At 73.1% G+C, this 23,236-nt stretch carries 20 protein-coding genes, 1 tRNA gene and 1 pseudogene; 10 read left to right on the forward strand and 12 right to left on the reverse strand.

Translation table 11 applies throughout. From position 1 onward, the window contains the following. Nucleotides 1–42: 42 nt before the first annotated feature. Complete coding sequence (gene mtnP, locus SXIN_RS20265) at nucleotides 43–939, reverse strand: S-methyl-5'-thioadenosine phosphorylase (RefSeq protein WP_019711457.1); 897 nt, start codon at nucleotides 937–939, stop codon at nucleotides 43–45. A 242-nt stretch (nucleotides 940–1,181) separates the two neighbouring features. Here mtnP and SXIN_RS20270 point away from each other — a divergent pair, with 242 nt between their 5' ends. From SXIN_RS20270 to SXIN_RS32385, 4 genes and pseudogenes are all read left to right on the forward strand, one after another. Continuing rightward, a complete protein-coding gene (locus SXIN_RS20270; protein ID WP_192883607.1) occupies nucleotides 1,182–2,042 on the forward strand; it encodes an adenosyl-fluoride synthase in 861 nt (286 codons plus the stop codon). Nucleotides 2,043–2,137: 95 nt separating this feature from the next. Further along, on the forward strand, nucleotides 2,138–2,425 hold the full coding sequence (locus SXIN_RS20275; protein WP_019711455.1) for a class II aldolase/adducin family protein: 288 nt from the start codon (nucleotides 2,138–2,140) through the stop codon (nucleotides 2,423–2,425). 37 nt (nucleotides 2,426–2,462) lie between these two features. Continuing rightward, nucleotides 2,463–2,648 (forward strand): annotated as a pseudogene (locus SXIN_RS32380) (helix-turn-helix transcriptional regulator); the annotation flags it as partial. Between the two features lie 46 nt (nucleotides 2,649–2,694). Beyond that, entirely contained in the window at nucleotides 2,695–3,051 is a 357-nt protein-coding gene (locus SXIN_RS32385) for a cupin domain-containing protein (protein WP_238154040.1), read from the forward strand. On the opposite strand, the gene SXIN_RS20285 is transcribed toward SXIN_RS32385, so the two are convergent. Together SXIN_RS20285 and SXIN_RS20290 are read right to left on the reverse strand one after the other, a co-directional pair. After that, complete coding sequence (locus SXIN_RS20285; RefSeq protein WP_019711454.1) at nucleotides 3,033–3,749, reverse strand: LuxR C-terminal-related transcriptional regulator; 717 nt, start codon at nucleotides 3,747–3,749, stop codon at nucleotides 3,033–3,035. The genes SXIN_RS32385 and SXIN_RS20285 overlap by 19 nt on opposite strands. Then, a complete protein-coding gene (locus SXIN_RS20290) occupies nucleotides 3,749–5,110 on the reverse strand; it encodes a cation:proton antiporter (RefSeq protein WP_019711453.1) in 1,362 nt (453 codons plus the stop codon). Before SXIN_RS20290 ends, SXIN_RS20285 begins: the two co-directional genes overlap by 1 nt. A 269-nt stretch (nucleotides 5,111–5,379) precedes the next feature. Here SXIN_RS20290 and ahcY point away from each other — a divergent pair, with 269 nt between their 5' ends. The 5 genes from ahcY to mtnA all read left to right on the forward strand — a co-directional run bounded on the left by ahcY (nucleotide 5,380) and on the right by mtnA (nucleotide 10,152). Then, complete coding sequence (ahcY, locus tag SXIN_RS20295) at nucleotides 5,380–6,834, forward strand: adenosylhomocysteinase (protein WP_039824005.1); 1,455 nt, start codon at nucleotides 5,380–5,382, stop codon at nucleotides 6,832–6,834. 45 nt (nucleotides 6,835–6,879) lie between these two features. Continuing rightward, on the forward strand, nucleotides 6,880–7,422 hold the full coding sequence (locus tag SXIN_RS20300; protein ID WP_019711451.1) for an adenine phosphoribosyltransferase: 543 nt from the start codon (nucleotides 6,880–6,882) through the stop codon (nucleotides 7,420–7,422). Nucleotides 7,423–7,474: 52 nt separating this feature from the next. Next, nucleotides 7,475–7,774, forward strand: coding sequence for a DUF190 domain-containing protein (locus tag SXIN_RS20305; protein ID WP_019711450.1), 300 nt, complete (start codon nucleotides 7,475–7,477; stop codon nucleotides 7,772–7,774). Between the two features lie 105 nt (nucleotides 7,775–7,879). Continuing rightward, nucleotides 7,880–9,073 (forward strand): methionine adenosyltransferase, encoded by a 1,194-nt coding sequence (gene metK, locus SXIN_RS20310; protein WP_019711449.1) that lies wholly within the window; start codon nucleotides 7,880–7,882, stop codon nucleotides 9,071–9,073. Next, nucleotides 9,070–10,152 (forward strand): S-methyl-5-thioribose-1-phosphate isomerase, encoded by a 1,083-nt coding sequence (gene mtnA / locus SXIN_RS20315; RefSeq protein ID WP_095757322.1) that lies wholly within the window; start codon nucleotides 9,070–9,072, stop codon nucleotides 10,150–10,152. The genes metK and mtnA overlap by 4 nt, the downstream gene beginning before the upstream one ends. A gap of 246 nt (nucleotides 10,153–10,398) precedes the next feature. On the opposite strand, the gene SXIN_RS20320 is transcribed toward mtnA, so the two are convergent. From SXIN_RS20320 to SXIN_RS20330, 3 genes are all read right to left on the reverse strand, one after another. Continuing rightward, nucleotides 10,399–11,061 carry a response regulator transcription factor gene (locus tag SXIN_RS20320; RefSeq protein WP_238153812.1) on the reverse strand — a complete coding sequence of 221 codons (663 nt, stop codon included), beginning with the start codon at nucleotides 11,059–11,061 and terminating at the stop codon, nucleotides 10,399–10,401. A gap of 812 nt (nucleotides 11,062–11,873) precedes the next feature. Beyond that, on the reverse strand, nucleotides 11,874–12,539 hold the full coding sequence (locus tag SXIN_RS20325; protein WP_019711447.1) for a lytic polysaccharide monooxygenase auxiliary activity family 9 protein: 666 nt from the start codon (nucleotides 12,537–12,539) through the stop codon (nucleotides 11,874–11,876). 327 nt (nucleotides 12,540–12,866) lie between these two features. Continuing rightward, entirely contained in the window at nucleotides 12,867–14,534 is a 1,668-nt protein-coding gene (locus tag SXIN_RS20330; protein ID WP_238153998.1) for a putative bifunctional diguanylate cyclase/phosphodiesterase, read from the reverse strand. Between the two features lie 978 nt (nucleotides 14,535–15,512). Here SXIN_RS20330 and SXIN_RS20335 point away from each other — a divergent pair. Further along, a complete protein-coding gene (locus SXIN_RS20335) occupies nucleotides 15,513–16,823 on the forward strand; it encodes a M6 family metalloprotease domain-containing protein (protein WP_420341060.1) in 1,311 nt (436 codons plus the stop codon). 103 nt (nucleotides 16,824–16,926) lie between these two features. Here SXIN_RS20335 and SXIN_RS20340 read toward each other — a convergent pair. The 6 genes from SXIN_RS20340 to SXIN_RS20365 form a co-directional block, all read right to left on the reverse strand. Then, nucleotides 16,927–17,000, reverse strand: a tRNA-Lys gene (locus tag SXIN_RS20340). Nucleotides 17,001–17,062: 62 nt separating this feature from the next. Further along, on the reverse strand, nucleotides 17,063–17,806 hold the full coding sequence (locus SXIN_RS32390) for a bifunctional DNA primase/polymerase (RefSeq protein ID WP_238153813.1): 744 nt from the start codon (nucleotides 17,804–17,806) through the stop codon (nucleotides 17,063–17,065). A gap of 368 nt (nucleotides 17,807–18,174) precedes the next feature. Continuing rightward, complete coding sequence (locus SXIN_RS20350; RefSeq protein WP_019706121.1) at nucleotides 18,175–18,549, reverse strand: hypothetical protein; 375 nt, start codon at nucleotides 18,547–18,549, stop codon at nucleotides 18,175–18,177. Nucleotides 18,550–18,650: 101 nt separating this feature from the next. Beyond that, nucleotides 18,651–20,027 carry an AAA domain-containing protein gene (locus SXIN_RS20355; RefSeq protein WP_095757324.1) on the reverse strand — a complete coding sequence of 459 codons (1,377 nt, stop codon included), beginning with the start codon at nucleotides 20,025–20,027 and terminating at the stop codon, nucleotides 18,651–18,653. Continuing rightward, the gene (locus SXIN_RS20360; protein ID WP_238153814.1) at nucleotides 20,024–21,715 is read right to left on the reverse strand and encodes a hypothetical protein; all 1,692 of its coding nucleotides are present in this window, start codon (nucleotides 21,713–21,715) and stop codon (nucleotides 20,024–20,026) included. Before SXIN_RS20360 ends, SXIN_RS20355 begins: the two co-directional genes overlap by 4 nt. After that, nucleotides 21,706–23,073 (reverse strand): hypothetical protein, encoded by a 1,368-nt coding sequence (locus tag SXIN_RS20365; RefSeq protein WP_238153815.1) that lies wholly within the window; start codon nucleotides 23,071–23,073, stop codon nucleotides 21,706–21,708. Before SXIN_RS20365 ends, SXIN_RS20360 begins: the two co-directional genes overlap by 10 nt. Nucleotides 23,074–23,236 lie beyond the last annotated feature (163 nt).

Below are 23,236 nucleotides of genomic sequence, written 5' to 3' on the forward strand. Positions count from 1 at the left end.
GGCGCGTCGAGTGCGAGGGCCCCTCGCCGGACGCGGGCCCGCTCACGTTACCGGGGCGACGCGGTCGCGCAACAGCGTCGGCACCGGGGCCCCGGACGCCCTCGCGATGATCTGGCGGTCCGTCATGATGGCTCCGTCCAGGGCACGATGGCAGGAGCACGAGGCCGGCTCCGTCGCCGCGGCGAACTCCGCGAGCACCCGCTGAGCGGCCGAGACATTGGCCGCCATCACCTCGGCGACGCTGTGGGCGTCCACCGAGTCGTGGCCGGGGTGCCAGCAGTCGTAGTCCGTGACGAGGGCGAGGGCGACGTAGCAGAGTTCAGCCTCACGGGCGAGCTTCGCCTCCGGCAGCGCGGTCATGCCGATGACGTCCATGCCCCAGGAGCGGTAGAGCTCGGATTCGGCGCGGGTGGAGAACTGCGGTCCCTCGATGCAGCAGTAGGTTCCGGCGTCGTGGACCGTCGGGTGCACCACGTCCGCCGCCGCCTCCAGCTGCGGCCGCAACCGGACGCAGTACGGGTCGGCCAGCGACACATGGGCGACCATGCCGTCGCCGAAGAAGGAGCCCGGGCGCATACCCCGGGTTCTGTCGACGATCTGGTCCGGAACGACCATGTCGCCCGGGGCGAAGTCGCCGCGCAGACTGCCCACGGCGCTGACGCTGATCACCTCGCGGACCCCGAGTGACTTCAGCGCGTAGATATTGGCCCGGGAGGGAATTCCGGACGGAGGGATGAAGTGCCCGCGGCCGTGCCGCGGGACGAACGCGGCCCTGCGGCCTCCCGTGGTGCCGAGAACAAGCGGTCCGCTGGGGTCTCCGTACGGAGTCCTCAGCTCGATCTCCTCCACGTCCTCCAGGCCGTCGAAGGCGTATATTCCGCTGCCGCCAATGATCCCGAGATCGGCCGAGTGGAATGCCGCGCCTCTGGTTTCCCGCATAACGCAAACCTCCGGACATCGCGAGTGAGTCCCCAGACAGGCTAGTGGTTTTGCGGGAGAAATTCATGGGCCGAAGGTGGTGATGCCTTCTGCGCCTTTCGTTGCAGACCGCATAGCACCTACGCCCAATTACTTTTCCCCGGTTTCCTGTCTAGTGTTGTGATCGCTGGAAATGCCCGTGACCGGAGATAAAAGGAGTACGCGTGTCTGCAGACCCCACACAGCGACCCATCATCGGCTTCATGAGCGATCTCGGTACCACGGACGACTCGGTGGCCCAGTGCAAGGGGCTCATGCACAGTATCTGCCCCGGTGTCACGGTGATCGACGTCTGTCACTCGATGACGCCGTGGGACGTCGAGGAGGGTGCGCGCTACATCGTCGACCTGCCCCGGTTCTTTCCCGAGGGGACGGTCTTCGCCACCACCACGTACCCGGCGACCGGGACCGAGACCCGCTCCGTCGCCGTGCGCATCAAGCAGGCCGCGAAGGGGGGCGCGCGCGGTCAGTGGGCGGGCTCCGCGGGCGGCTTCGAGCGGGCCGAGGGGTCGTACATCTACGTGGCCCCGAACAACGGGCTGCTGACCACGGTGCTGGAGGAGCACGGCTACATCGAGGCGTACGAGGTGAGCTCCACGAAGGTCATCCCCGAGCGGCCGGAACCGACCTTCTACAGCCGTGAGATGGTCGCCATCCCGGCCGCCCACCTCGCCGCCGGCTTCCCGCTGTCGGAGGTGGGCCGCCCGCTGGAGGACAGCGAGATCGTCCGCTACCAGCCGCCTCAGGTGGAGATATCCGGGGACACGCTGACCGGTGTCGTCTCCGCGATCGACCACCCGTTCGGCAACGTGTGGACCAACATCCACCGGACGCACCTGGAGAAGGCCGGCATCGGCTACGGCAAGCGCATCAAGATCATCCTGGATGACGTCCTGCCGTTCGAGCAGACGCTGGTTCCGACCTTCGCGGACGCCGGGGAGATCGGCGGCGTCGCGGCCTACCTCAACAGCCGCGGCTACCTGTCCCTGGCGCGCAACGCGGCGAGCCTCGCCTATCCGTTCAATCTGAAGGCCGGCCTCAAGGTTCGTGTCGAGACGAACTGACGCCGCACCGGGTCGGCCGCCGCCAGAGCACTGGCCGGCGGCCGGCCTGGTGTCCTGTCCGGACGCCGCGACGGCCGGCCGGCGGGAAAGCCGGCGTGGTGCGGGTGGCGACCAAGGACGGCGGCGTGCTGGTGCTTCCCCCGCAGGAGTACGGAAGCGTGGCCCTGACCGAGGCCGAGGCCGTGGCGGAGGCGGCCGGCAAGAGCCGGATGACGTACGTCCGCCGTCATGGCCTCGTCTTCTGGGCAACGGAGTACGAGGAGTGCCGGGAGATGGTGGAACGGCTCGGCGGGGGGCGGCCCGCGGCCGCTGAGGAGGCCGTGCCGTCCTGCCCCGGGCCGGGCCCGGGGCGGGCTTCCCTACGCTCTACGAGGAAGCAGTGATCAGCTGTTGGGGAGCGACGGAAGAGAGATCCGCCATATGGACGGTCGGGCAGTGGCTGGGACAGCGGCATCGGCGACGACTCGTGGTGTCGGAGCGACGGTCGGCGCGCAGGTGCGCCGTTTGCGGCACGCGCGTGAGCTGTCGCTGGCCGAATTGTCACGGCTGTCGGGCGTCAGCCGGGCGACTCTCTCCGGGATCGAGTCGGGGAAGGGCAACCCGACGGTCGAGACCATCTCCGCCATCGCCGTGGCGCTGCGGCTGCCGCTCGGTGATCTGCTCGTCGACCTCGTGCCGCAGAGACCGGTGCTGCGGCACGGTACGGCCGCCCCGGAGACGAGCAAGCAGGAACTCCTGGAGCGGATCGGCGCCGGGGGGGTTCAGCGAGATCTGGCGGATCCGCATCGCCGGCGCCGGTCACCGGATCGACAGCCCCGCCCACGCCCAGGGCACCATCGAACGCATCGTCGTCCTGTCCGGAGGGCTGCGTGCCGGGCCGGTCGACGCCCCGGTGGACCTGGCCGAGGGGGACTTCGTCACGTTCGCGGCCGACGTGGCGCACTTCTACCAGGCCCTGCGGCCGGGGGTGGACGCGGTACTCGTCATGACCTACCCGGCGGCCTCGTAGCCGCCCGCCGGCCGGGCGGCGGCCACCACCGCCGGGATCGCCCCGTGCTCGACCGCTTTGCGCACCGCCTCGGTACGGCAGGCGGCGTCCAGCTTGGCGTAGACGTTGGACAGATGCCGTTTCACCGTGCTCTCCGTGATGACCAGCCGGTCGGCGATCTGCGAGTTGCGCAGGCCGCGGGCGACGAGGCCGATGATCTCCCGCTCCCGTGAGGTGAGGAGCTGCGGTGTCTGCTCCCGCAGCCAGACGAGGGTGTGCTGCGGCACCGACAGCACGATCCGGTCGTCGCCGCGGACGATGCCGCGGATCGTCCCGGCCAGCTCCTGCGGCGTCGCGTGCCGGGGGATGGCGGCCTGGACCCCCGCCGTCAGCGCGCGCCTGACCGTGAGCGGATCGTCCGCGGCGAGCAGGGCGACGACACGGGTTCCGCGGGCGGCGGTCCGCAGCCGGGCGAGATCCCGCAGGACCTCCGCGGCGGCGTGCTCGACGCCGATGAGGAGGACGTCGGGCCGGAGCGCACCGGTGTCCGCGTGCATCTCGCGCAGCGTCGCCGTGTGGGCCACGACCGAGAAGGTGTCGTCGGCCGAGAGGAAGTGCACCAGCCCCGCTCGGAAGAAGGTGCTGGCGTCCACGACGGCGACGCTGATGACGGGTTCGCGGGACAGGCCGGCGTTCGCGTCGCTTCGCTGGTACGGCATCAAGGGGTCACTGCCTTCCGGTCGCTGCCGCCGTCCATACGTCCCGCCGCCTCGGCGGCGTCGGGGTCCTCGGGGTCCTCGGAGAGGAGCGGGTCGCCGCGGTCCACGACTCTGGAGAGCCACATCCCGGCCATCTGGCTGGTGACGATCGACAGGACCACCAGTGAGGTGAAGAACCCCTCGCTGACGATGCCCGCGCTGAAGGTGACCGACGCCAGGACGATGCCGGGCCCGCCGCGGGCGTTCATCGCCGCCGCGATGTTGGCGGCCGATCCGCGGCTCTGGCCGGCCAGCCTCGCTCCGAGCCAGACGCTGGAGAACTTGACCGCGCAGGCGACCGCCAGGAACCAGAGGAAGAACAGGACGTCGAAGTGGCGGATCAGATCCAGCTGCAGTCCGACGACGGCGAAGTAGACGGGGATGAAGAAGCTGAGAGAGATCTTCCGCAGGGTCTCCCGGGCCTGCTCCCCGCGGGCCGTACCGGCATCGCAGATGCCGGCCGTGAGGGCCCCGAAGATCGGGTCCAGGCCCAGGCCGATGCAGACCAGGCACAGCGAGAAGACGAAGACCATCAGATACGCGGTGGGGCTGCGGTGCGCCAGGACGTTCCAGCGGAGCCGGGCGGCGGCCGTGAAGTACGTCCGTCCGTACCGGAGATGGACGAGGAGGAACGCGATGGGGGCCGCGGTGAAGTACAGGGCGCTCCAGACGACCGGCCCGCCGGCGAAGAACATGCCGAGCCCGTAGGCGTCACCGGACATGGCGCCGGCCATCCCCAGGACGATGGCGAGGACCACGTACAGCAGGACGTCCTCGAGCACGGCCACGGTGAGGACGATCCGGGCGAACCGCGTTCCCAGGATGCCGAGGTCCAGCATGATCCTGGAGATCACCGGGATGCTGGTGAGCGCGATGGCCATGCCGAACACGAGGACCAGTGTGGCGTCGGAGCCATGGGGTCCGGTCAGCTCCCCGAGATCGAAGGAGGCGGCGATCGCGAGTCCGGCGGCGAAGGGAATCAGGAGTCCGGAGAGCGATACGGCGGTGATCGTCCGGCGCTCCGTACTCGTCACATGGCCGTGCAGTTCGGTGCCCGCCAGATAGATGAGCAGCAGCAGCCCGAGCTGGTAGATGGCGCCGATCGCGGAGGCGGCCGGGCCCTCCGCGGGAATGAGCTGCCGCTGCAACTCCGGGGAGAAATTGCCGAGAACGGTCGGCCCCAGCAGAAGCCCTCCCAGTATCTCGCCGATGACGGGCGGCTGTCTCACCGCTTTGAACAGGTAGGCAACGCAGTGGGCGACGATCAGCAGGAGAATGAGGGCGATCAGGGTCTGCGCGACTTCATGGGTAGCCAGGGACATCCGAAACCCTCCGTTGCCGTCTGCAGTTATCCGACCTCTTGATACCTGTGACAGCGCGCCGCTGTCCACGGGACTGCGGAATTTCAACCGCTCTGCGGTCGGCCTGAACCTTTCGTATTAGTTCGGGCGGCGGAGGCGGAGGAATGCTCCGACCGAAGGTGGAGGCGTAATTCAACAACAGGACGGATGACACCGTCCGGTGGCCCGCCCAGACTTGTCTGCGACTCTTCTCCGATATGACGTGGTGATGGGGTGCGGCTGTGACGAATATTTCTCAGGAACCGGCGCCGGAGGTTCCGGATTTCCGGGTCGCGGATCTTTCGCTGGCCGAATTCGGGCGCCGTGAGATCCGTATGGCGGAGCACGAGATGCCCGGTCTGATGGCGTTGCGTCGGCAGTACGCCGGCAGCCGGCCGCTCCAGGGCGCCCGCATCACCGGCTCCCTGCACATGACCGTGCAGACCGCGGTGCTGGTGGAGACGTTGCGGGCGCTCGGCGCCCGGGTGCGCTGGGCGAGCTGCAACATCTTCTCCACCCAGGATCACGCGGCGGCCGCCGTCGTGGCCGGCCCGGACGGCACCCCCGAAGAGCCGCGCGGCGTACCGGTTTTCGCCTGGAAGGGGGAAACGCTGGAGGAGTACTGGTGGTGCACCGAGCAGGCGCTGACCTGGCCCGAGGGCGGCCCCGATCTGATCGTCGACGACGGGGGAGACGCCACGCTCCTGGTCCACCGTGGGGTGGAGTACGAAAAGAGGGGAGCCGTCCCGCCACCGTCCTCGGCGGCCTCGCAGGAGGAGGCCGTGATCCTCGAACTGCTCGGCCGGAGCCTGGCCGGGAACCCGCACCGCTGGACGGCCGCCGCCCGTGACCTCCGGGGCGTGTCCGAGGAGACGACCACCGGTGTCCTGCGGCTGCAGGAGATGCAGCGCGAGGGCCGGCTCCTCTTCCCCGCGATCAATGTCAACGACTCGGTGACCAAGTCGAAGTTCGACAACCGCTACGGCTGCCGCCATTCCCTCATCGACGGCATCAAACGCGGTACCGATGTGCTCATCGGCGGCAAGACGGCGGTCGTCTGCGGATACGGGGACGTGGGCAAGGGCTGTGCGGAGGCGCTGCGCGGCCAGGGCGCGCGGGTGACGGTCACCGAAGTCGACCCGATCTGTGCGCTCCAGGCGGCCATGGACGGCTATGCCGTGGCCACGCTGGAGGAGATGCTCCCGACCGCCGACATCTTCGTCACCGCCACGGGCAACCGGGACATCATCCTGGCCGAGCACATGGCGCGGATGAAGCACCAGGCCGTGGTGGGGAACATCGGGCACTTCGACAACGAGGTCGACATGGCCGGACTGGAGGCGTACCCCGGTGTCCGGCGGCTGCCGGTCAAGCCGCAGGTGGATCTGTGGGCCTTCCCCGACGGACACGCGGTCATCGTGCTGAGCGAGGGACGGCTGCTCAACCTCGGCAACGCCACCGGACACCCCAGTTTCGTCATGTCGACCAGCTTCGCCAACCAGGTCATCGCGCAGCTCGAACTCTTCACCCGGGCCGAGGAGTACCCCCTGGGTGTGCACCGCCTGCCCAAGCACCTCGACGAACAGGTGGCACGGCTCCATCTGGCGGCGCTCAACGTCCGGCTGACCCGGCTCACCCCGGTGCAGGCCGAGTATCTCGGGGTGTCCGTCGAGGGCCCGTACAAACCGGAGCACTACCGCTACTGACCCGCCGGCGACCCGCCGGACGGCAACCCGAGGGAGAGAAGGCCCATGGACCGTGGCAGCCTCGGCTCAACGGACGCGCTGCTGCAAGCGATAGTGGACGTTCCCGGATACCCCCGGCCGGGAATCGTCTTCAAGGACATCACCCCGCTGCTCGCCGACCACGACGTCTCCGGCCGGCTGGTGGCCGCCATGGGGGAGCCCTTCCGGGGGAAGGCGGACAAGGTCGCGGGTATCGAGGCGCGGGGATTCATCCTGGCGGCGCCGCTGGCACACCTGCTCGGCGTGGGCTTCGTCCCGCTGCGGAAGGCCGGCAAGCTGCCACGGGCCACCTTCGCCGAAGGCTACGACCTGGAATACGGACGAGCGACGCTGGAAGTGCACCGTGACGCCTTCGAGCCGGGGGAGCGCGTCCTGGTCGTCGACGACGTCCTCGCCACCGGGGGGACCGCCGCTGCGGCGCTGCGCCTGGTGGCCCGGGCGAACGGTGTGCCGGTGGGCTTCACCGCGCTGCTCGACCTCGGACTGGTGGCGGTCCGGGAGAAGCTCGGGGGAACCCCGCTCCACATCCTCCACACCGTGGCCTCCTGATCCGGTGCCGGCCGAGCCCGCTCGGCGGTGTGCCGCCCGCGACGGCCGGGCGATGCAGCGCCTGACGATCTTCATCAGAAGCACCGACGTCTCCGGACGCTCCCCGCTCGACTCGGCGATCATCCGGTGCGCCCGGCAGAGCGGTCTGCGCGGGATGACCGTGATCCCTTGTGTCGAAGGCTTCGGCAGAGCCCGGACCGTGCGACGGCCGCGGTGGTTCACGGTGGTGCAGGACCACCCGTTGATGCTGGTGGCCGTCGACACCGCCGACCGCATCGCCGGGTTCCGGACCGCCCTGGACCGGATCGCCCCGGGCAGTCTCGTCGTGGTGGACGAAGTGACGGCCGTCTGAGACCCCGCCCGGCGCGGCCGCACGGCGCGCCGGCACCCCCCCACTCCACCCCAGCCCCGGCCGGCCCCGGAGACCGGCTCCCTGCCCTCAGGAGAGGACGCGCCCATGTCCCGTGCCCAGACATACACCTCGGAATCCGTCACCGAAGGCCACCCCGACAAGGTCGCCGACCAGATATCCGACGCCCTGCTCGACGAGATCCTGCGGATCGACCCCGCGGCGCGCTGCGCCTGCGAAACCCTCGTCACCACCGGACTCGTGGTGGTGGCCGGGGAGCTGGGCACCACCGCCCGGATCGATGTGCCCGACGTCGTGCGGGCGGTCCTGCGCGACATCGGGTACGACAGCGCCCGCCAGGGCTTCGACGGCAACAGCTGCGGCATCATCGTCACGCTCGACCGGCAGTCCCCCGACATCGCACGGGGTCTCGACTCCTCGTGGGAGAGCCGCACCGCCAGGGGAGATATCGTCCCGCTGGACCGCCAGGGCGCCGGCGACCAGGGCATGATGGTCGGCTACGCCTGCGACGAGACCCCGGAGCTCATGCCGCTGCCCATCTCCCTGGCACACCGGCTGGCCCGGCGCCTCAGCGAGGTGCGCAGGACGGGCGTGCTGCCGTATCTGCGGCCCGACGGCAAGACGCAGGTGACCGTGGATTACGAGAACGGGCGCCCGGCCCGGGTGTCCACGATCGTGGTGTCCGCCCAGCACACCCCCGACGTCGACGTGGAACGCGTCCTGGCACCGGAGATCCGTGCGCAGGTGATCGAGCCCTGCCTGACCGGGGAGCGGGCGGAGGACCGGCCCGTCGTCCTGGTGAACCCGACCGGGCGTTTCGAGAGCGGCGGACCGGTGGCGGACGTCGGGCTCACGGGCCGCAAGGTCATCGTGGACACCTACGGGAGCATGGCGCGGCACGGCGGCGGGGCCTTCAGCGGCAAGGACCCCTCGAAGGTGGACCGGTCGGCCGCGTACGCCGCGCGCTGGGCCGCCAAGAACGTCATCGCGGCCGGGCTCGCGGAACGCTGCGAGGTCCATCTGAGCTACGCGATCGGCGTGGCACGGCCGGTGGGTGTGCACGTGGAGACCTTCGGCACCGACCGGGTGGATCCCGTGCGCCTGGCCAAGGTCGTGCCGGACTTCTTCGATCTGAGGCCCGCGGCGATCGTACGGGACCTGCGGCTCAACCGTCCCGTCTTCCGGGCGACCGCGGCCTACGGCCACTTCGGCCGGGAGGAGCCGGGCTTCACCTGGGAGGAGCGGTCGCGGGCGGCGGAGCTCGCGGCGGCGCTGGCATGAGCGGGGCGGCCGGCGCGGGCGGGGCGGCCCACCCTCCCGGAACCCCGCCGGTGATCGGCTGGCGCGGGGACGCCGTGGTGGCGCTGGACCAGACGCGGCTGCCGCACGAGGTCACCACGCTCACCCTCGCCACGGTCGACGAACTGGTGGACGCCATCCGCGGACTGGCGGTGCGCGGGGCCCCCGTCCTGGGGGCCGCCGGTGCCCTGGGCACCGCCCTGGCGGTCCACCGGGCGGAACAACACGGCTGGACCGCGTCCCGGCTCGCCGGCCAGCTCGACCGGATCCGTGAGGCCCGGCCGACCGCCGCCGATCTGGCCGCCGGCGTGACCGCCATGGAGCCGGTCGTCCACCGCGGCGCCCGGGCCGTCGAGGCCGCGGCCCGGTCCTACACCGAACGCATCGCGGCGGCCGGCCGGCGCATCGCCGAACGGGGGGCCGACTACCTGGCCGGCCTCTGCCGGAGCGGGACGCTGAGCCTCCACACCCACTGCAACACGGGGGCGCTGGCCGGGATCGAGTGGGGGACCGCGCTCGGGGTGGTGCGGGCTCTGCACACCCGGGGCCGGGTGCGGCAGGTCATCGTCGACGAAACCCGGCCGCTGCTCCAGGGCTCCCGGCTGACCTGCTGGGAACTGGAGCAGTGGGGTGTCGACTACCGGCTCGTCTGCGACGGCGCCGCACCGTACCTCCTCGCGCGCGGCGGGGTGGACGCGGTGGTGGTGGGCGCCGACCGGGTCGCCGCCAACGGCGACTTCGCGAACAAGATCGGCACGTTCGGGCTGGCTCTGGCGGCACGTCACGCCGGAGTCCCCTTCGTCGTCGCGGCACCGGAGTCCACGCTCGACCCCGGCGTTCCGGACGGCGCGGCCATACCCGTCGAACAGCGTTCCGAACGGGAGGTCACCCATGTCGCGGACGTGTCCGTCGCGCCGGCCGGGGCCAGGGCCATCAACCCCGCCTTCGACGTCACCCCCGCCGAACTGGTGAGTGCCCTGGTCACCGAACGGCGGCTGATCGTCGCCCCGTCCGGACCGGCGGCCGTGGTACCGGGGCGGGCGGACCCGCACCCGGTGTGAGACGGGCCCCGCCGGGACGGAGGGCCTCCCCGGGGCCGTCGGAGGCCGTCGGAGGCCGTCCGGGGCGAGGCGCGGTGGGGGTGCGGGGTCCGGGGGCGGGTGCACCCGGCGCGCGGACACCGCCGCGTGCCGGGACCGCCCGGGGCTTCCGCCCGGGGGGTGCCCCGCTGCGGGCAGGGACGGGGCCGGGACAGGGCCGGGGAGCGGGGGAGCGCCTGCGGCGTCCGCCCGGCGCACCGGTCCCGGCTACTGCCCGCAGGGGGTGGGGACTCTGATGAGCCCGGTTCCGTAGGCTCTGGCGACCGCCTGGGACCGGTTGCGCAGTCCCAGCTTGGACAGCAGCCGCGACACATGGGACTTCACCGTGGCCTCCCCCAGTGAGAGGAAGTCGGCGATCTCTCCGTTGGACATCCCGGTGGCCATCAGCCGCAGGACCTCCAGCTCCCGGGCCGTCAGAACGCTGAAGACGTCCGCGGACGCGGGCATGGTGACGGCCGACAGGTTCGCCCAGGGTTCCAGGGCGGCGATCATCCCGGGCGGCAGCACGGCATAGCCGGCCGCGACCGCGTGCACCGCGGCGACCATCTGGCGAGGGGGGTCACTTTTCGCCAGGAACGCGCGGGCGCCGGCCAGCAGGCCCCGCAGCGCCGTGGCCGAGTCCAGGGACTGTGCGAGGAACACCACGCAGGCCGTACGGTCCCCGGCGGTACTGGTGACCATTCTGCTCAGCCGCAGGCCCTCGCCGAACGGTACGTCGAGTTCGATGAAGAGCACGTCCGGCAAATACTCCCGGGCCAGGCGGACCGCCTCGTCCGCGTGCCCGGTCTCGGCGACCACTTGAATATGGGCATCCTCCTCCAGGATTTTCCGCAGGCCTTTTCGGATCAGAAGGTTGTGCGTGCACAACAAGACGGTGATCAACCTTTTCCCCCACTGGTCCGGGACTCGGGCGTCCTCAGGGCGTGAACCGCGGGTGTGCGCATGCGGGCGCAGGCCTCCGAAGGGGATATGTTTCTGCTGCATCGATGGTCCGGCTGCACTCCGGGGCTCGAAGCCAACAGCTCCGCAGAGCGTCCTCCGGGCGTCCGTCCCCGCTGTGCCGGGTTCACAGGGAATTGCCGGTTCCGTGGCTGCCTGGTGTCGTGATGCCCGCGATTCTCGCACCCGTGGGTGTGCCGGGTCTTCCAGCCAGTATGAGTCGCGGTGATTCCCTGTGAAACATGTACTTCGGCCGTCGCGTGGTGCGCTGTGACGCGCCGCCGGTGGGAAGCAACCGCCCGGGCGGATGAGGCCAGGGGGGCCCGTGTTCCTGCAGGGGTGAGGCCGCAGGGGCGGCTGTGAACGGCCGGGGGCGCGCCGGGCTGGTGGCGCGGAAGGGGTTTCAGGGCTGTGGGTGCCAAGTGCCCGATTATGGTTGTGTGTTGGCTCATTCAAGGGTGTGCCCTTGGCAAATGCACACGAAATGAGGGGACGGACAGGGGCCGGCCCGGCCGAAAGCCGTCGGTGCCGGTTCGGCGCGCCGGTCCGAGCGCCGGTCGCCGGCGTGCGGACACCGGTGTGACGCGGCTGCTTGCGGCAGAGCCCCGCCGGACTCGGAACGGTCCGGCGGGGCCCGCTGGTGTGCTGTGCGATCCCGCTGTGCGCTGTCCGGCGGCTCCGGCGCGGACGGCCCGGAGGGCTCGCCCGTGCCCGGAACGGCCGGGCGGCCGGCGGGGCTCGGCTCAGAAGGTCACGTCACTGCACAGGTAGTACGACTGGTCCATGTGCGACGCCTGCCAGATGGTGAAGACGACGTGATTGCCGGTGCGGCCGGGGGCGCTCACGTCGAACGAGATGTTCTGCGCGGGGGCGTACCTGCCGGTCGTCTTCACCAGTTCCAGGCTGCCCCAGGTCAACGGCTGCGTCGCCGGGTCGAAGCCCTGCTTGGTGACGTAGACCTGGAAGAAGTCCGCGCCGTGGCTGGCCTGGTCGTACAGGCTCATGGTGAAGTTGTTGCTGATCTTGGTGGTCTTCCACGGGCCCACGGCGTCCATGGAGCGGTAGCGGCCGCTCTCGGCGTGGCCGCCGCTGCAGAGCCGGCCGTCGGGGATGGCGGAGCGGAAGTTGCCGCCGACGCCGTTGCGGTACAGGCCGTTCCAGTTCCACATGGCGTTCGGGTTGTCCTGCCACGCCTGCCAGCACATCGGGTCTTCCTGCTGCATGGCGGGGTTCATGTGGTCGCCGCCCCAGCGCTCGTGGCAGCTGTAGGCGCGGGCACCCGGGTTGACGATCGAGCCGTGCGCCGCCGCCGTGTCGGCCCAGGGGACCAGGCAGAGCAGCGAGGCGAAGAGCAGCGCGAAGGCGCGCAGCGCCCATCTCGGGGATTCGAGGGCTCCGTGTACACGCATGGTGGGGGTCTCCGTTTTTCGGCCGTGGGGATGTCCGGGTGTTCCGGGGGCGGAGCAGGGGAGTGGGAGCGCTCCCATGCTACGGGCAGTTACCCGGAGGCACGGAGCGAAAAACGCTGGGCTCTCAACCGGCTTGCATACAGGACCGTTTCGCCCGTAATTCAGGCCGGGAACACCGGTTACCGGCAAGCCGGATCCGACGTTCCGTCAGCCCGGTGCTCGACGGCCGGGTCCGGGCCCGGCGTCCCGCGTTCGCCGGCCGGGCCCCGGCCCGCGGTGCCGGACCCGCCGCCCCCGCATCGGCCGCTCCGCCTCGGCCGCCCCGCCTCAGCCGTCCAGCAGTGACGACACCCGTTCCGGGTGCAGCGGCCGGGCGTAGTACCAGCCCTGGCCCGTGTCGCAGCCGAGCCGGCGCAGGTGGTCCGCCTGGTCGGCGTTCTCGACGCACTCGGCGGTGACCGTCAGGCCCAGCCGGTGGGCCAGGCCGACCAGCGCCTCCACGATGGTCTCGTCGGCCGGGTTGGCGTGGGCCCTGTCGCGGAAGCCCCGGACGAACGCGCCGTCCAGCTTCAGGACGGAGGCGGGCAGCCGGCTCAGATAGGCGAGGTTGGAGTAGCCGGTGCCGAAGTCGTCGATGGCGATGCTGACACCCATGTCGCTCAGCGCCCGCAGCGCCTGGAGGGGGCGGCCGGCGGAGCCCATGACCGCCGATTCGGTCAGCTCCAGTTGGAGCAGGTGCGGCGGCAGGCCCGTCTCGGCGAGGATCGCGGCCACGTCGGCGACCAGGTCGGAGTCCCACACCTGCCGGACGGCCACATTGACGCTGACGAAGATCGGGCTCTCCGGACGCTGGAGCTGCCAGAGCCGGGCCTGACGGCAGGCGGTGCGGAGCACCCAGCGCCCGAGCTGGACGATGGCGCCCTCCTCCTCCGCCAGCCCGATGAACCGATTCGGCCCCAGGGTGCCGAACTGCGGGTGCCGCCACCGGACCAGCGCCTCGACCCCCTCCAGCGCACCACCGTCCAGGCTCACCAGCGGCTGGTACTCGAGCGTGAACTCGCCCCGCTCGATGGCGGGCCGCAGGGTGCTGGCCAGTGCCTGCCGGTTGACGCGGTGGGCGTTGCGCTCGGGGTCGAAGAGGGTCCAGCGAGCCTTGCCGTCGGCCTTGGCCCAGTAGAGCGTGGTGTCGGCGGCCTGCATGAGGGCGGTCGCGGTCGTCCCGGCGGCGGCGCGCTCCACGACGCCGATGCTCGCCGACAGCGACAGCCGCTGTCCGGCCAGGTCGAACGGCTGCAGGAGTGTGTGGAGCACGGCGTCGGCCAGTTCGGAGAGCTGTTCGGTGCCGGTGGACTCCTCGACGAGTACGGCGAACTCGTCCCCGCCGAGGCGGGCCACCAGATGGGCGCCGCGCCGGCCGTATCCGGCCCGGTCGGCGCAGTGCGCCAGGCGCTGGCCGACGGCGTGCAGCAGCCGGTCGCCGATGCGGTGCCCGAGGGTGTCGTTGACCGCCTTGAAGCCGTCCAGGTCCAGATAGCAGATGCCGATGCGGCCGCTGCCGCCGCGGTCCTGTCCGGCGGCGTCGAGCGCGGCCGCGAGCCGTTCGAAGAACAGGGCGCGGTTGGGCAGCCGCGTCACGGGGTCGTGCAGGCGCAGATGGTGCAGCCGGGCCTGGAGATCGCGCCGGTCGCTGATGTCGGCCACCGACAGCAGCGCCCGGGAGCGGGGGCTGCCGGGGCCGTCCTCCGGAAGCGGTGCGACGGTGACCTCCGCCCACAGGGGCCGGCCGTCCGGGTTCTTCAACCGGCGGGTGCAGCGCATCCGTTCGAGGTGGCCGCCCAGCACATCACGGTACGCGGCCCAGGTGCGGGCGTCGTGGCTCAGGTCGAGGAGCTCGGCGGCGGGTTCGGCGGCGAGGCGGGCGGGATCGGCTCCGAGCAGGGCGCCGAGGGCCTGGTTGGCGGTGACGACTCTGCCGTCGCCGTCGAGGACGGCCATGGCGAGCCGGGCGGCGTTGAAGGCGGCGCGGTGGTCGCGCGCCTCGGCCGGTGTCACGGAGCGGGCGGCGGGCGGTGCGGGGGGTACCGGGGTGAGACCGGTGGGCGGTACGGGGCCGGGCCCGGTGCCCCGTACGGCGCCTCGTCCCGGGCCGGGGGCGGCGGGCGCGGTGCCCGGTGCCGTGTCCCGCGACGGGGACGGGGCCGGCGACGGGGACGGTGACCGCGGCGACGTCGCCGGGCCGGGCCGGGCCGCGGTGGACGGGCCCGGCTGCCGCGAGGCCGGGCCGCGGCCGGACGGCGCGGGCGCGGGGGCCGGGGCGAGCACCGGTTCCGGGGCCGCCGGTGCGGGGCCCTGGGCGGAGGGGGGCGCCGCGGGCGGCCGGCCCGAGGGTGCCCGGCGCCAGACGGTCGCGGAGCCCGCGAGCGAGAGGCCGGCGATCGGATGGCCGGTGACCGGGGGTCCGGTGGGAGATGGGGCCATGCCGGACGGGCCCGTGGGCGAAGGGCCGCCGGCCGCCGGAGACGGCGGCGAGGGCTCGGCCGGGGGCGGCGGAGAGGCCGTCCGGGAGGCCGGGGAGCGGCGGAAGACCTGGCTACTCTCCGTGAAGGTCGGCAGGGTGATTCCGGGTCCCGCACCTGGCCTGTTGGGTGATCCGCTCACCGTTCACTCCCGCTGAGGACTCGACTCGTGCGATCGCGGAGCCGGTCGCTCCGGTGCCCCGAGGGCCTCCGGGGGACGGGTCCGCGCTGGAAATGTGCCGATCATAGAGGTTCGTCTGGTCTTGTTCCATCGAACGGCCCACGGGGGGACGTACGGCAGAGCGACTGTCCGATCGTTTCTGCAGGACGGTGCCCGGGCGTGCGATGACCAACGAGCGTGGGTGACGTTGAGTTACGGCCCGTCCTGCCGTCGCGCCTCACCCGACCGGGCCAAGGAAACGTGGTGAGTATGTAAATATCCCCGCAAAGTGGACGCGTGTCCTGTCCCACGTCCGGGGAGGCCGACGTGTCGCACTCGCTGACGTCCGGGGGACCGGAGGCCCGGCCGGTCCGGTCGCGGCCGCGCCTCCGCCGGGTGGCCGCGGGCGCGATGTCGTTCACGGCGATGCTCGCCACCTCGCTGGTCGCCGGCCCGGCCACGGCCGCCGTGCTGGACGATGCCTGCGCCCTGACGCGCAGCGCGGTCCACCACTCCGAAGGGCTCGACACCTGGAACGCGGCCTATCCGAAGCCCCGGGACGACATCCGCGCGGTGATGGCCTTCCTCTCCTTCCCGGACGCCGAGCCCGTCGTCTCGCCGGACCAGCTGGTGTCGGACTATTTCCCGGGCACCGCCGAGTTCTTCGAGCGGGCCTCGTACGGCAAGTTCCGGCTCCATGTCGATCCGGTGCGGAAGTGGCTGGAGATGCCCGCCGCCTCGACGACCTACGGCATAGGGCGGGACTGGGACACCGAGCTGCGGGCGGCCTATCTGGGCGACGCGATGGGCCTCGCCGACCGGGTGGTGGACTTCTCGGACTACGACATCGTCTACCTGGTCGCCGACCCGGACGCCCCGGGGGTCGACTCGGACGCCACCAAGGTCGTCAACTTCGACGAGCCGATGCGCGTCGACGGCACGGAGGTCCGCAGGATCGTCACCGTGTTCGAGCAGCGGCCGCCGGATCGCAATGTGCTCGCCCATGAGACCGGGCACGTGTTCGACCTGCCGGATCTCTACCACCGGCCGAAGCAGGGCAAGGGCGACTGGGACACCCATGTGGGCGACTGGGACCTCATGGGCAGCCAGTTCGGGCTGGCCCCGGACTTCTTCGGCTGGCACAAGTGGAAGCTCGGCTGGCTGGACCGGGGAGACGTCACCTGCGTGCGGGGCGAGGGCGGGAGCGCGCACCTGCTCGTGCCCGTCGCGGCCCGGGCCGGGCGCGGCGCGGTCGCCGGGCCCCGGCTGCTGGTGATCCGTACCGGCGCGTCGACGGTGCTCGCCGTCGAGGCCCGGGCCGCGGTGGGCAATGACCTGACGACCTGCACCGAGGGGGTGCTCGTCTACCGGGTGCACAGCGAGACGGGCTCCGCCGAGGGGCCCGTCAAGGTGCTGGACGGGCATCCGCACTCGGGCGCCTGCTGGAACGGCTCCGTCCACCCGGCGCTGGCGGACGCCCCGCTGGGGGTGGGTGAGCGGCTGACGGACCCCGAGAGCGGGGTCTCGGTGGAGGTGCTCGGCACGGATACGCGCGGACGCTGGACGGTGCGCGTGGACCGGCCCGCGGAGCCGTCCGGGGTCTTCTGAGGGGCGGGCGGAGGGGCGCCCCGGGGGGTGCGACCGGGTCCGTGCATGACGAAAGGCTTTCCCGCCGGAGCGGAAAAGCCTTGGTCAACGGTAGAACCGTAAGTGCGCCGCCAGGGACTCGAACCCCGGACCCGCTGATTAAGAGTCAGCTGCTCTAACCAACTGAGCTAGCGGCGCCCGACGGGAAAGACATTAGCATCCGTATCCGGGTCCGCGAAAATCGATAAGCCGGGACGGCCTCAGCAGGCGCCGGTGGGGGCGGCGAGAGCCGGGGCGGGAAGCGGCCGGCCGGCCGCCGCACCGCCCGGAACGGCCCCGGAGCAGGCCCACCGCAGCACCTCGCCGCCGGGCAGCCAGGGATGCCGGACGTCGGGTGCCGCCAGCCAGCGGGAGAGCGCCGGACGGGCGGTACCGGCGCCGTTCCCGCGCCCGGGGACACCGGTTCCCGCCATGGGGCGGAGGCCGCCGGGGGCGGCGGCGACGGCCGGGGCCGGGCGTCTCGCCGTCGCAGTGAGGGCGGAGGCGGGCAGGCGCAGCGGCGGTACGGTCACCGTGTCGCCCGTCCCGTGGCAGAGCAGCGGCGGCAGGGCCGCGCCCCACTCCGTCCCGGCGAGCAGGGCGGGCAGCCGGCGGGCCGTGCCGGGCTCGGTGAAGAGCAGCAGCCGTCCGCGGTGCACGGCCACCGGACCGGAGCCGGGGCCCTCCGACCACAGCCGGTCCAGCAGCCGCCGGCCGAGCACGCCCGGAGCGCTGATCACGTCGAACGCCGTTCCGCAGGGCAGGACGGCCGGGGACTCCGGCCGGGCGGCCCAGAGGGCCAGGACACGCTGCGGGGCCGGGGCGGCCGACGCGAGCCAGGCCGCCCCGGCGGCGGTGACCCGGGCCGGGACGAGGGAGCCGTCGTCCGGCGCGGGGGCCCGGAAGAGGGCGAAGCGGGTGGATCCGTCGGGGTGCTGCCACGGTCGCGGCTGCCAGTCGCTCATGGCGTCCATGTTTATCGGTCGAGCCTCCGCATATCCGGTGCTTGCCGGAATTCGGCGGGGCGAGGCGGGATGGATGCGCTCCGTCCGGCGAGAGCCGGGGAGGAAGTGACACGGGTGAGCGCGGGGGCGGACGGGTTTCCGCTTCCCGGTTTCCGGTCCCGGGCTCCGGCTTTTCCGGGCTGCGGCTTCCGGGGTCCGGTTGTCCGTGGTCCCTGCACGGCACCCGCAGGGGAGGGAACGCCGTCCCCGCCCCGGGAGTGCCCTCCGGGTGGTCACGGGTCTCTCGCCCGCGCGGTCCGCCCGCGCGGTCCGACCGCCGGTCCGCCCGCCGGAGCGGCCGTACGCACCGGCCGTGCGCACGGCGGTACTCAGTCCGCGGTGGGGCCGCCGTCGCGGAGCAGCTCGCGGCCGAAGTCGATCATGCGCCGGGTGTAGTCCTCCGACCACTCCGCGCGCTCGGCGATGGCCGACTCCGGCAGCCGGTCGAACCGCTTCGGGTCGGCCAGCTGCGCCGCCGCGATCGCCTGGAACTCCGTCGCCCGGTCGGCGGCCGCGCGGAACGCCAGCGTCAGCTCCGTGGAACGGGACAGGAGCTGCCGCGGGTCCTCGATCGACTCCAGATCGAAGAAGTGCTCGGGGTCCGCGACCGCCTCGGGCGGTTCGAAGAGCAGCGCCGCCGGCTTGCGGTGGCGCCGCGCCACGCCGCGGTCGCGGTGATCGGGAGCCGAATGCGGCTCGGTCATGTACGTGCCTCCCGGCTGTTCGGTTCGCTCGGGTCCGCGGACGGGCCTCCCCGCGTCCGCGCACCCCGTCCATTGTCCAGGGACGCGCAAGAGGGCCGGGGTCACGGCCTCCAGCGCACCCGGTGCTCCTCCAGCCGCGTCATCACGGCGTGGTTCGCCTCCCAGCCGTCCGGGAACTTGACGGTCACCCCCAGCTGCACCGGTTCCGTGGACGGGTGCCCGTCCAGCAGCTCCCTCACGCCCTCCCGGCACACCACGACGCACGCGTGGCGGTGGCGCGAGGCCAGGACGCACAGCCGGCCCGTCTCCAGATGGAAGGCCGTGGCGTCGGGGCGGCCGGACAGCGGGTGCAGGACGACGGTCACATCGAACTCCCGGCCCTGCAGCCGGTTGGCCGTGTCCACGGTGACCTCGCCCGCGTCCAGCGCGGCGAGCGCCTCGCGTACGGCCGCGGCCTGGTCGCGGTGGGCCGTGCCGACCGCGATCCGGTCGGCCGTCAGCGGTACCGCGTCCCGGCGCTCGTCGGCCGTCACCCCGCGCCGGTCCAGCAGCCGGCGCACCACCCGCGCCACGGCGCCCACGGCCTCCGGGTCGGTGCGGGGGGTGTGGCGCGCGGGCAGCTCCAGCAGGCCCCAGCCGGATGCCGCGGCCTCGTCGAGCACCCGGTCCGCCGGTGAGCCGTCCGCGGCCGCGCCGAAGGACAGCCGCCGGTCGCCCGGCCCCGTGCCGCTGCGGAACGGGGTGTACGGGTAGAAGGCGCCGGACACCAGCGGCGCCGCCGACGCCGGCAGCCGCCAGGACACCGGCAGCCGGTGCTGCGGCAGCGCCGGGTTGTGGGCGAGCAGCGTGGACACGGCGCTGGCCGACGGGTCGTACGACAGGCCCGCCCACTGCTCGGCGCCGACCACGCTGAACGGGTCGAGCTGCCCCGGGTCGCCGACGAACAGGGCGCGCTCGAAGAGCCCCGCGACGGCCAGCAGCGCGTCCGAGCGCATCTGGTACGCCTCGTCGACGATGGCGTGCCGCCACGGCTCGGTGTTCTTGACGTGGGCCCACTTCGCGGCCGTCGAGATCACGACCTCCATCCCCGCGAGGTCGGCGGCCTTGGCGGAGGCGCGGACGGAGGGGTGCCCGTCCAGCGTCTTGTCGTACGGATCGGGGTCGCTGCTGTGCAGCCGGCCGACGGGGAGATCCGGATCGGCGGTCGCCAGCCGGTCGACGAGATCGTCCACCTGCGCGTTCGTCTGCGCGACCACCATCAGGCGGTGCCCGGCGGCGGCCAGCTCGCGCGCGGCCCGGACGACCAGGGTGGACTTGCCCGCGCCGGGCGGGGAGTCCACGACCACACCGCGGTACGGGCTGTGCAGGGTGTCGTGGAGGATCGCCTCGGTCGCGCGGGCGGCCTCCGCGCCGGGGTCGGACGCGGCGCGGTCCTCCGCCGGGGGACGGGCGGGTGAGGGGAGGCCGGTGCCGGTCACAGGAAGTCCTCCGCGGTCGCCGTATCCGGGCTGGTGTCGAGGACGACGGGCCGCCCGGCGGGGGCCGCGGGGACGCCGGGGGCAGGCGCGGCCGGTGCGGCGGGGCCGGACGGGGCCGGGACACCGCCGCCGCCCGGGACGACCGGCGGGCCGCCGTGGGTCCACGGGGTCCGCTCCGGGTCGGGCAGGTCGGGCCCGCCCCGGGGAGCGTGCTCGAACAGCGTCCAGCACACGCGGTCGCCCGGCTCCGGCACCGAGCCCTCGTCCGGCACCTTGCCGCGGCCCATGCCGCCGGTCAGCCGGACGACGATGCCCTCGGGCCGCCGCTCCACGCACTCGCCGGGCTGGCTCCGGCCGTCGGCCAGGGCCCGGTACACCTTCGTCCGCTCCGTCAGGTGCGGCTGGTCGTCTGTCCGGACCGTGACCAGGGGGCGCGGCATCGGCCGCCGCCCCTCCGAGTACGCCATCTCCACCGCCGCGACCTCGCCCGCGAAGGCTTCGCCGGCGAGCCGCCGGGCCGCCATCACCAGCGGATCGTCCAGCGCCTCCTGCGCGTCGAGCTGGGCCTGCGCCGTCTCGCGCGTGGCCAGTTTCTGCGCGGCCGTGACCGCGTCGTCCCGCTTGGGCTGCGGCGGCTCGCCGGCCCGGACGCGGTCCCGGTGCGCGGTGTACGACCAGCGGTCGCGCTTCCAGCGGTCGGCGACATGGCCGCCCGGCGGCAGGGCCCGCAGCAGGTCGACCCCGCGCCACAGGGCGTCCCAGGTGGGGCGCAGCTGGCTCTCGACCAGGGCGCGGATCTCCTCCTCGGACGCCGCCACGTCCCGCCGCGCGCCCCGCAGCCGCCCGGGGGCTCCCGCCTCCGCCGCGGCCGCCGCCTCCGACCGGGACCGGTCGTAGCGGCCCATCGCGGGTGCCAGCCGCTTGTTGTCGAACACCGGGTCGGTCGCGGGACCGGCGGGCGGGCACACCAGCAGCCCGTCCCCGTCCCGCTCCACCTCCGCGCGGAGCGCCGCCTCGGCGCCCGTCAGACCCTCCGGGGGGTCGATCCAGCCGAGGAGAGCCCCGAGATGCTGGTCCTCGGCGCCGCTCTGGCCCGTCGTCCAGTGCCGGGACAGCAGCCCCGTCATGGGCAGCAGCAGGGAGGAGCCCGGCACCCGGGACCGCTCGCCGTAGTGCGTCAGCCAGCGTCCGAGCAGCGGCACCCGGGGCGGTGCCGGATGCGGCGTCTCCGGGTCCTGCTCGGCGGTGCGCCGGAAGCGCATGGAGCGGCCCAGCAGCCGGACGAACGAGACACCGGCCGCGCTCGGGACCAGCAACTGCGGTGCGTCCGCGCAGAGTTCGACCTCCACCGGCACCTTCTTGCCGGACTCGGGGTCGGTCTCCTTGCGCTCCTCCAGTTCCACGCCGTCCGCGTAGCCGTCGATGTACGGCAGCAGCACCTCGGCGAGCTCCGCCAGGAAGTCCGACCGCAGGTCGCGGTCGCGCGGCTGGGGCACCACCAGCAGCCGGGGCGCGGAGCGGTCGGTGCCGACCAGGGCGCCGAGCGGGGCGCCAGCCTCGCCGGCGGTCGTCAGCGGGACGAAGGCCATCGGCCGGTCGGAGAGGTGGCGGTGGAGCACCGTGGCCCCGGGCGCGGCCCGCCCGGCGGCCACGGCCTCCATCCGCGCGAGGGTGGTGATCAGCGACATCCGGGGTCTCCCCTCCGGTGGCCGGCGGCGGGGAGTCCGCCCCGTCCGGCGGCGTCTCCCGCGGTGGCCAGGGCCTCCGCGCGCAGGGCCGCCGCCCGGCGGAGGGCGGCCACGGCCGGGTCGGCCGGGTCGCCGTGCTCGCCGAAAGCCGCCTCCAGCACGCTCTCCACGGTGGTCAGTCCGCCCAACTCGCCCCGCACGCCCCGGCCCAGCGCCTCCACCGCCCCGGCCTCGCGGGACCGCGCCCGGCAGTGGAAGGCCAGCTCGCAGGCGGCCAGGCACTCCGGGGCGTAGGCGGCGGGAACCGCGTCGACGGCGGCCGCCAGTTCCTCCGCCGGCCGGGTCGGTGTCCTGTCGTCGTCGGCGAGGCGCAGGTCGAAGGTGGTGCCCTCGGGGAGCGCCGCCGCGATGTCCTCGATGCGGGTCAGCCGGTCCAGCTGCCGCCGGGTGACGGCCAGTTGCTTGCGTACGTCGACGGGCTCGGCCGTGGGCAGGTTGGAGAAGTCCTTGGGGCAGACCAGCAGGATCGTGGACCGCACCCGGTCCGCCCCGTGCGGTCCGGCGGCCGCCGCCCCTGCTTGTCCCTGTGCCTGTGCCTGTGCCTGTGCCTGGAGGGTGGCGTTCCCGCCGGATGCCGGCTGCCGGCCGATCTCCTCCGCCAGCCCGCGCAGCGCCAGGACGTACACCGCGGCCTGCCGGGCCGCCGCCCCGACCTTCGCGGCGTCCGCCGAACCGTCCACGACGGGGAAGGACTTGACCTCCACGACCGTGCAGCTGCCGTCCGGGTGCACCGCCACGGCGTCCGGTTCCAGAGCGGCCGGCGAACCGGCCACGTCGAGCCGGACCATGGGGTGGAACAGCAGCGTCCAGCCCCCGCCGGCGAAGGCTTCCGCCAGCGCCAGCCGGGTGCGCGCGGTGCGGCCCTCCGGTCCGGGGGCGGAGAGGTCGGGCACGTTCACCTCACCCGGCTCCGGCGCGGGCCCGTCGGCACCGAACCGCTCGCGCAGCAGCCGGATCAGCTCGGCGCCGCCGTCGGCCCGCACCCGGGCCTCGAAGACATTGCCCCGGACGAAGGCGAACTCCGAGCGGCCGAAGCCCGCCGGGGACCCGAGGGCCCGGGCGAGGGCGGACTTGTCCACCCCGGCCCCGTCGAGCAGCGCCCGGCGCCGGCAGCCGGGGTTGGCGGCCAGCGCGGCCAGGGCGCGGGCGTCCAGCGGGCGGGGCGCGGCGCCCGGTCCGCGCAGCTCGGCGAGGAGCCGCGGGAGCGCCGTCGCCGGCCGGTGCCCGGCCGTCGGCGACGCCGCCGGGGCGGCCGTCGCCTCGCGGCCGTGCTCGCCGTGGTGGAGGGAACCGTTCATCTGCCGCAGTCTCGCATCCTCCACCGACAGCCCCGGCGTACCCCTGTGCCCGGTGCGGTGGGTGGCGTCACGGAGAGGGCCGGGCCGGAGGCGGATCCCGGCCGCCCCGCGGGCGTCGGTTACGGGGCCGCCGGACCGGAAGCGCGGGCTCCGGCGGGGGACG

This window comes from Streptomyces xinghaiensis S187, assembly GCF_000220705.2.
GTDB lineage: Bacteria > Actinomycetota > Actinomycetes > Streptomycetales > Streptomycetaceae > Streptomyces > Streptomyces xinghaiensis.

Excerpts from the sequence above, each read along its gene's own strand:
- mtnP (WP_019711457.1), bottom strand. The coding sequence starts at position 939 with ATGCGGGAAACCAGAGGCGCGGCATTCCACTCGGCCGATCTCGGGATC.
- SXIN_RS20270 (WP_192883607.1), top strand. The coding sequence starts at position 1,182 with ATGAGCGATCTCGGTACCACGGACGACTCGGTGGCCCAGTGCAAGGGG.
- SXIN_RS20285 (WP_019711454.1), bottom strand. The coding sequence starts at position 3,749 with ATGCCGTACCAGCGAAGCGACGCGAACGCCGGCCTGTCCCGCGAACCC.
- SXIN_RS20290 (WP_019711453.1), bottom strand. The coding sequence starts at position 5,110 with ATGTCCCTGGCTACCCATGAAGTCGCGCAGACCCTGATCGCCCTCATT.
- SXIN_RS20300 (WP_019711451.1), top strand. The coding sequence starts at position 6,880 with ATGGACCGTGGCAGCCTCGGCTCAACGGACGCGCTGCTGCAAGCGATA.
- SXIN_RS20305 (WP_019711450.1), top strand. The coding sequence starts at position 7,475 with ATGCAGCGCCTGACGATCTTCATCAGAAGCACCGACGTCTCCGGACGC.
- metK (WP_019711449.1), top strand. The coding sequence starts at position 7,880 with ATGTCCCGTGCCCAGACATACACCTCGGAATCCGTCACCGAAGGCCAC.
- mtnA (WP_095757322.1), top strand. The coding sequence starts at position 9,070 with ATGAGCGGGGCGGCCGGCGCGGGCGGGGCGGCCCACCCTCCCGGAACC.
- SXIN_RS20325 (WP_019711447.1), bottom strand. The coding sequence starts at position 12,539 with ATGCGTGTACACGGAGCCCTCGAATCCCCGAGATGGGCGCTGCGCGCC.
- SXIN_RS20330 (WP_238153998.1), bottom strand. The coding sequence starts at position 14,534 with ATGGCCGTCCTCGACGGCGACGGCAGAGTCGTCACCGCCAACCAGGCC.
- SXIN_RS32390 (WP_238153813.1), bottom strand. The coding sequence starts at position 17,806 with ATGAGCGACTGGCAGCCGCGACCGTGGCAGCACCCCGACGGATCCACC.
- SXIN_RS20350 (WP_019706121.1), bottom strand. The coding sequence starts at position 18,549 with ATGACCGAGCCGCATTCGGCTCCCGATCACCGCGACCGCGGCGTGGCG.
- SXIN_RS20360 (WP_238153814.1), bottom strand. The coding sequence starts at position 21,715 with ATGTCGCTGATCACCACCCTCGCGCGGATGGAGGCCGTGGCCGCCGGG.
- SXIN_RS20365 (WP_238153815.1), bottom strand. The coding sequence starts at position 23,073 with ATGAACGGTTCCCTCCACCACGGCGAGCACGGCCGCGAGGCGACGGCC.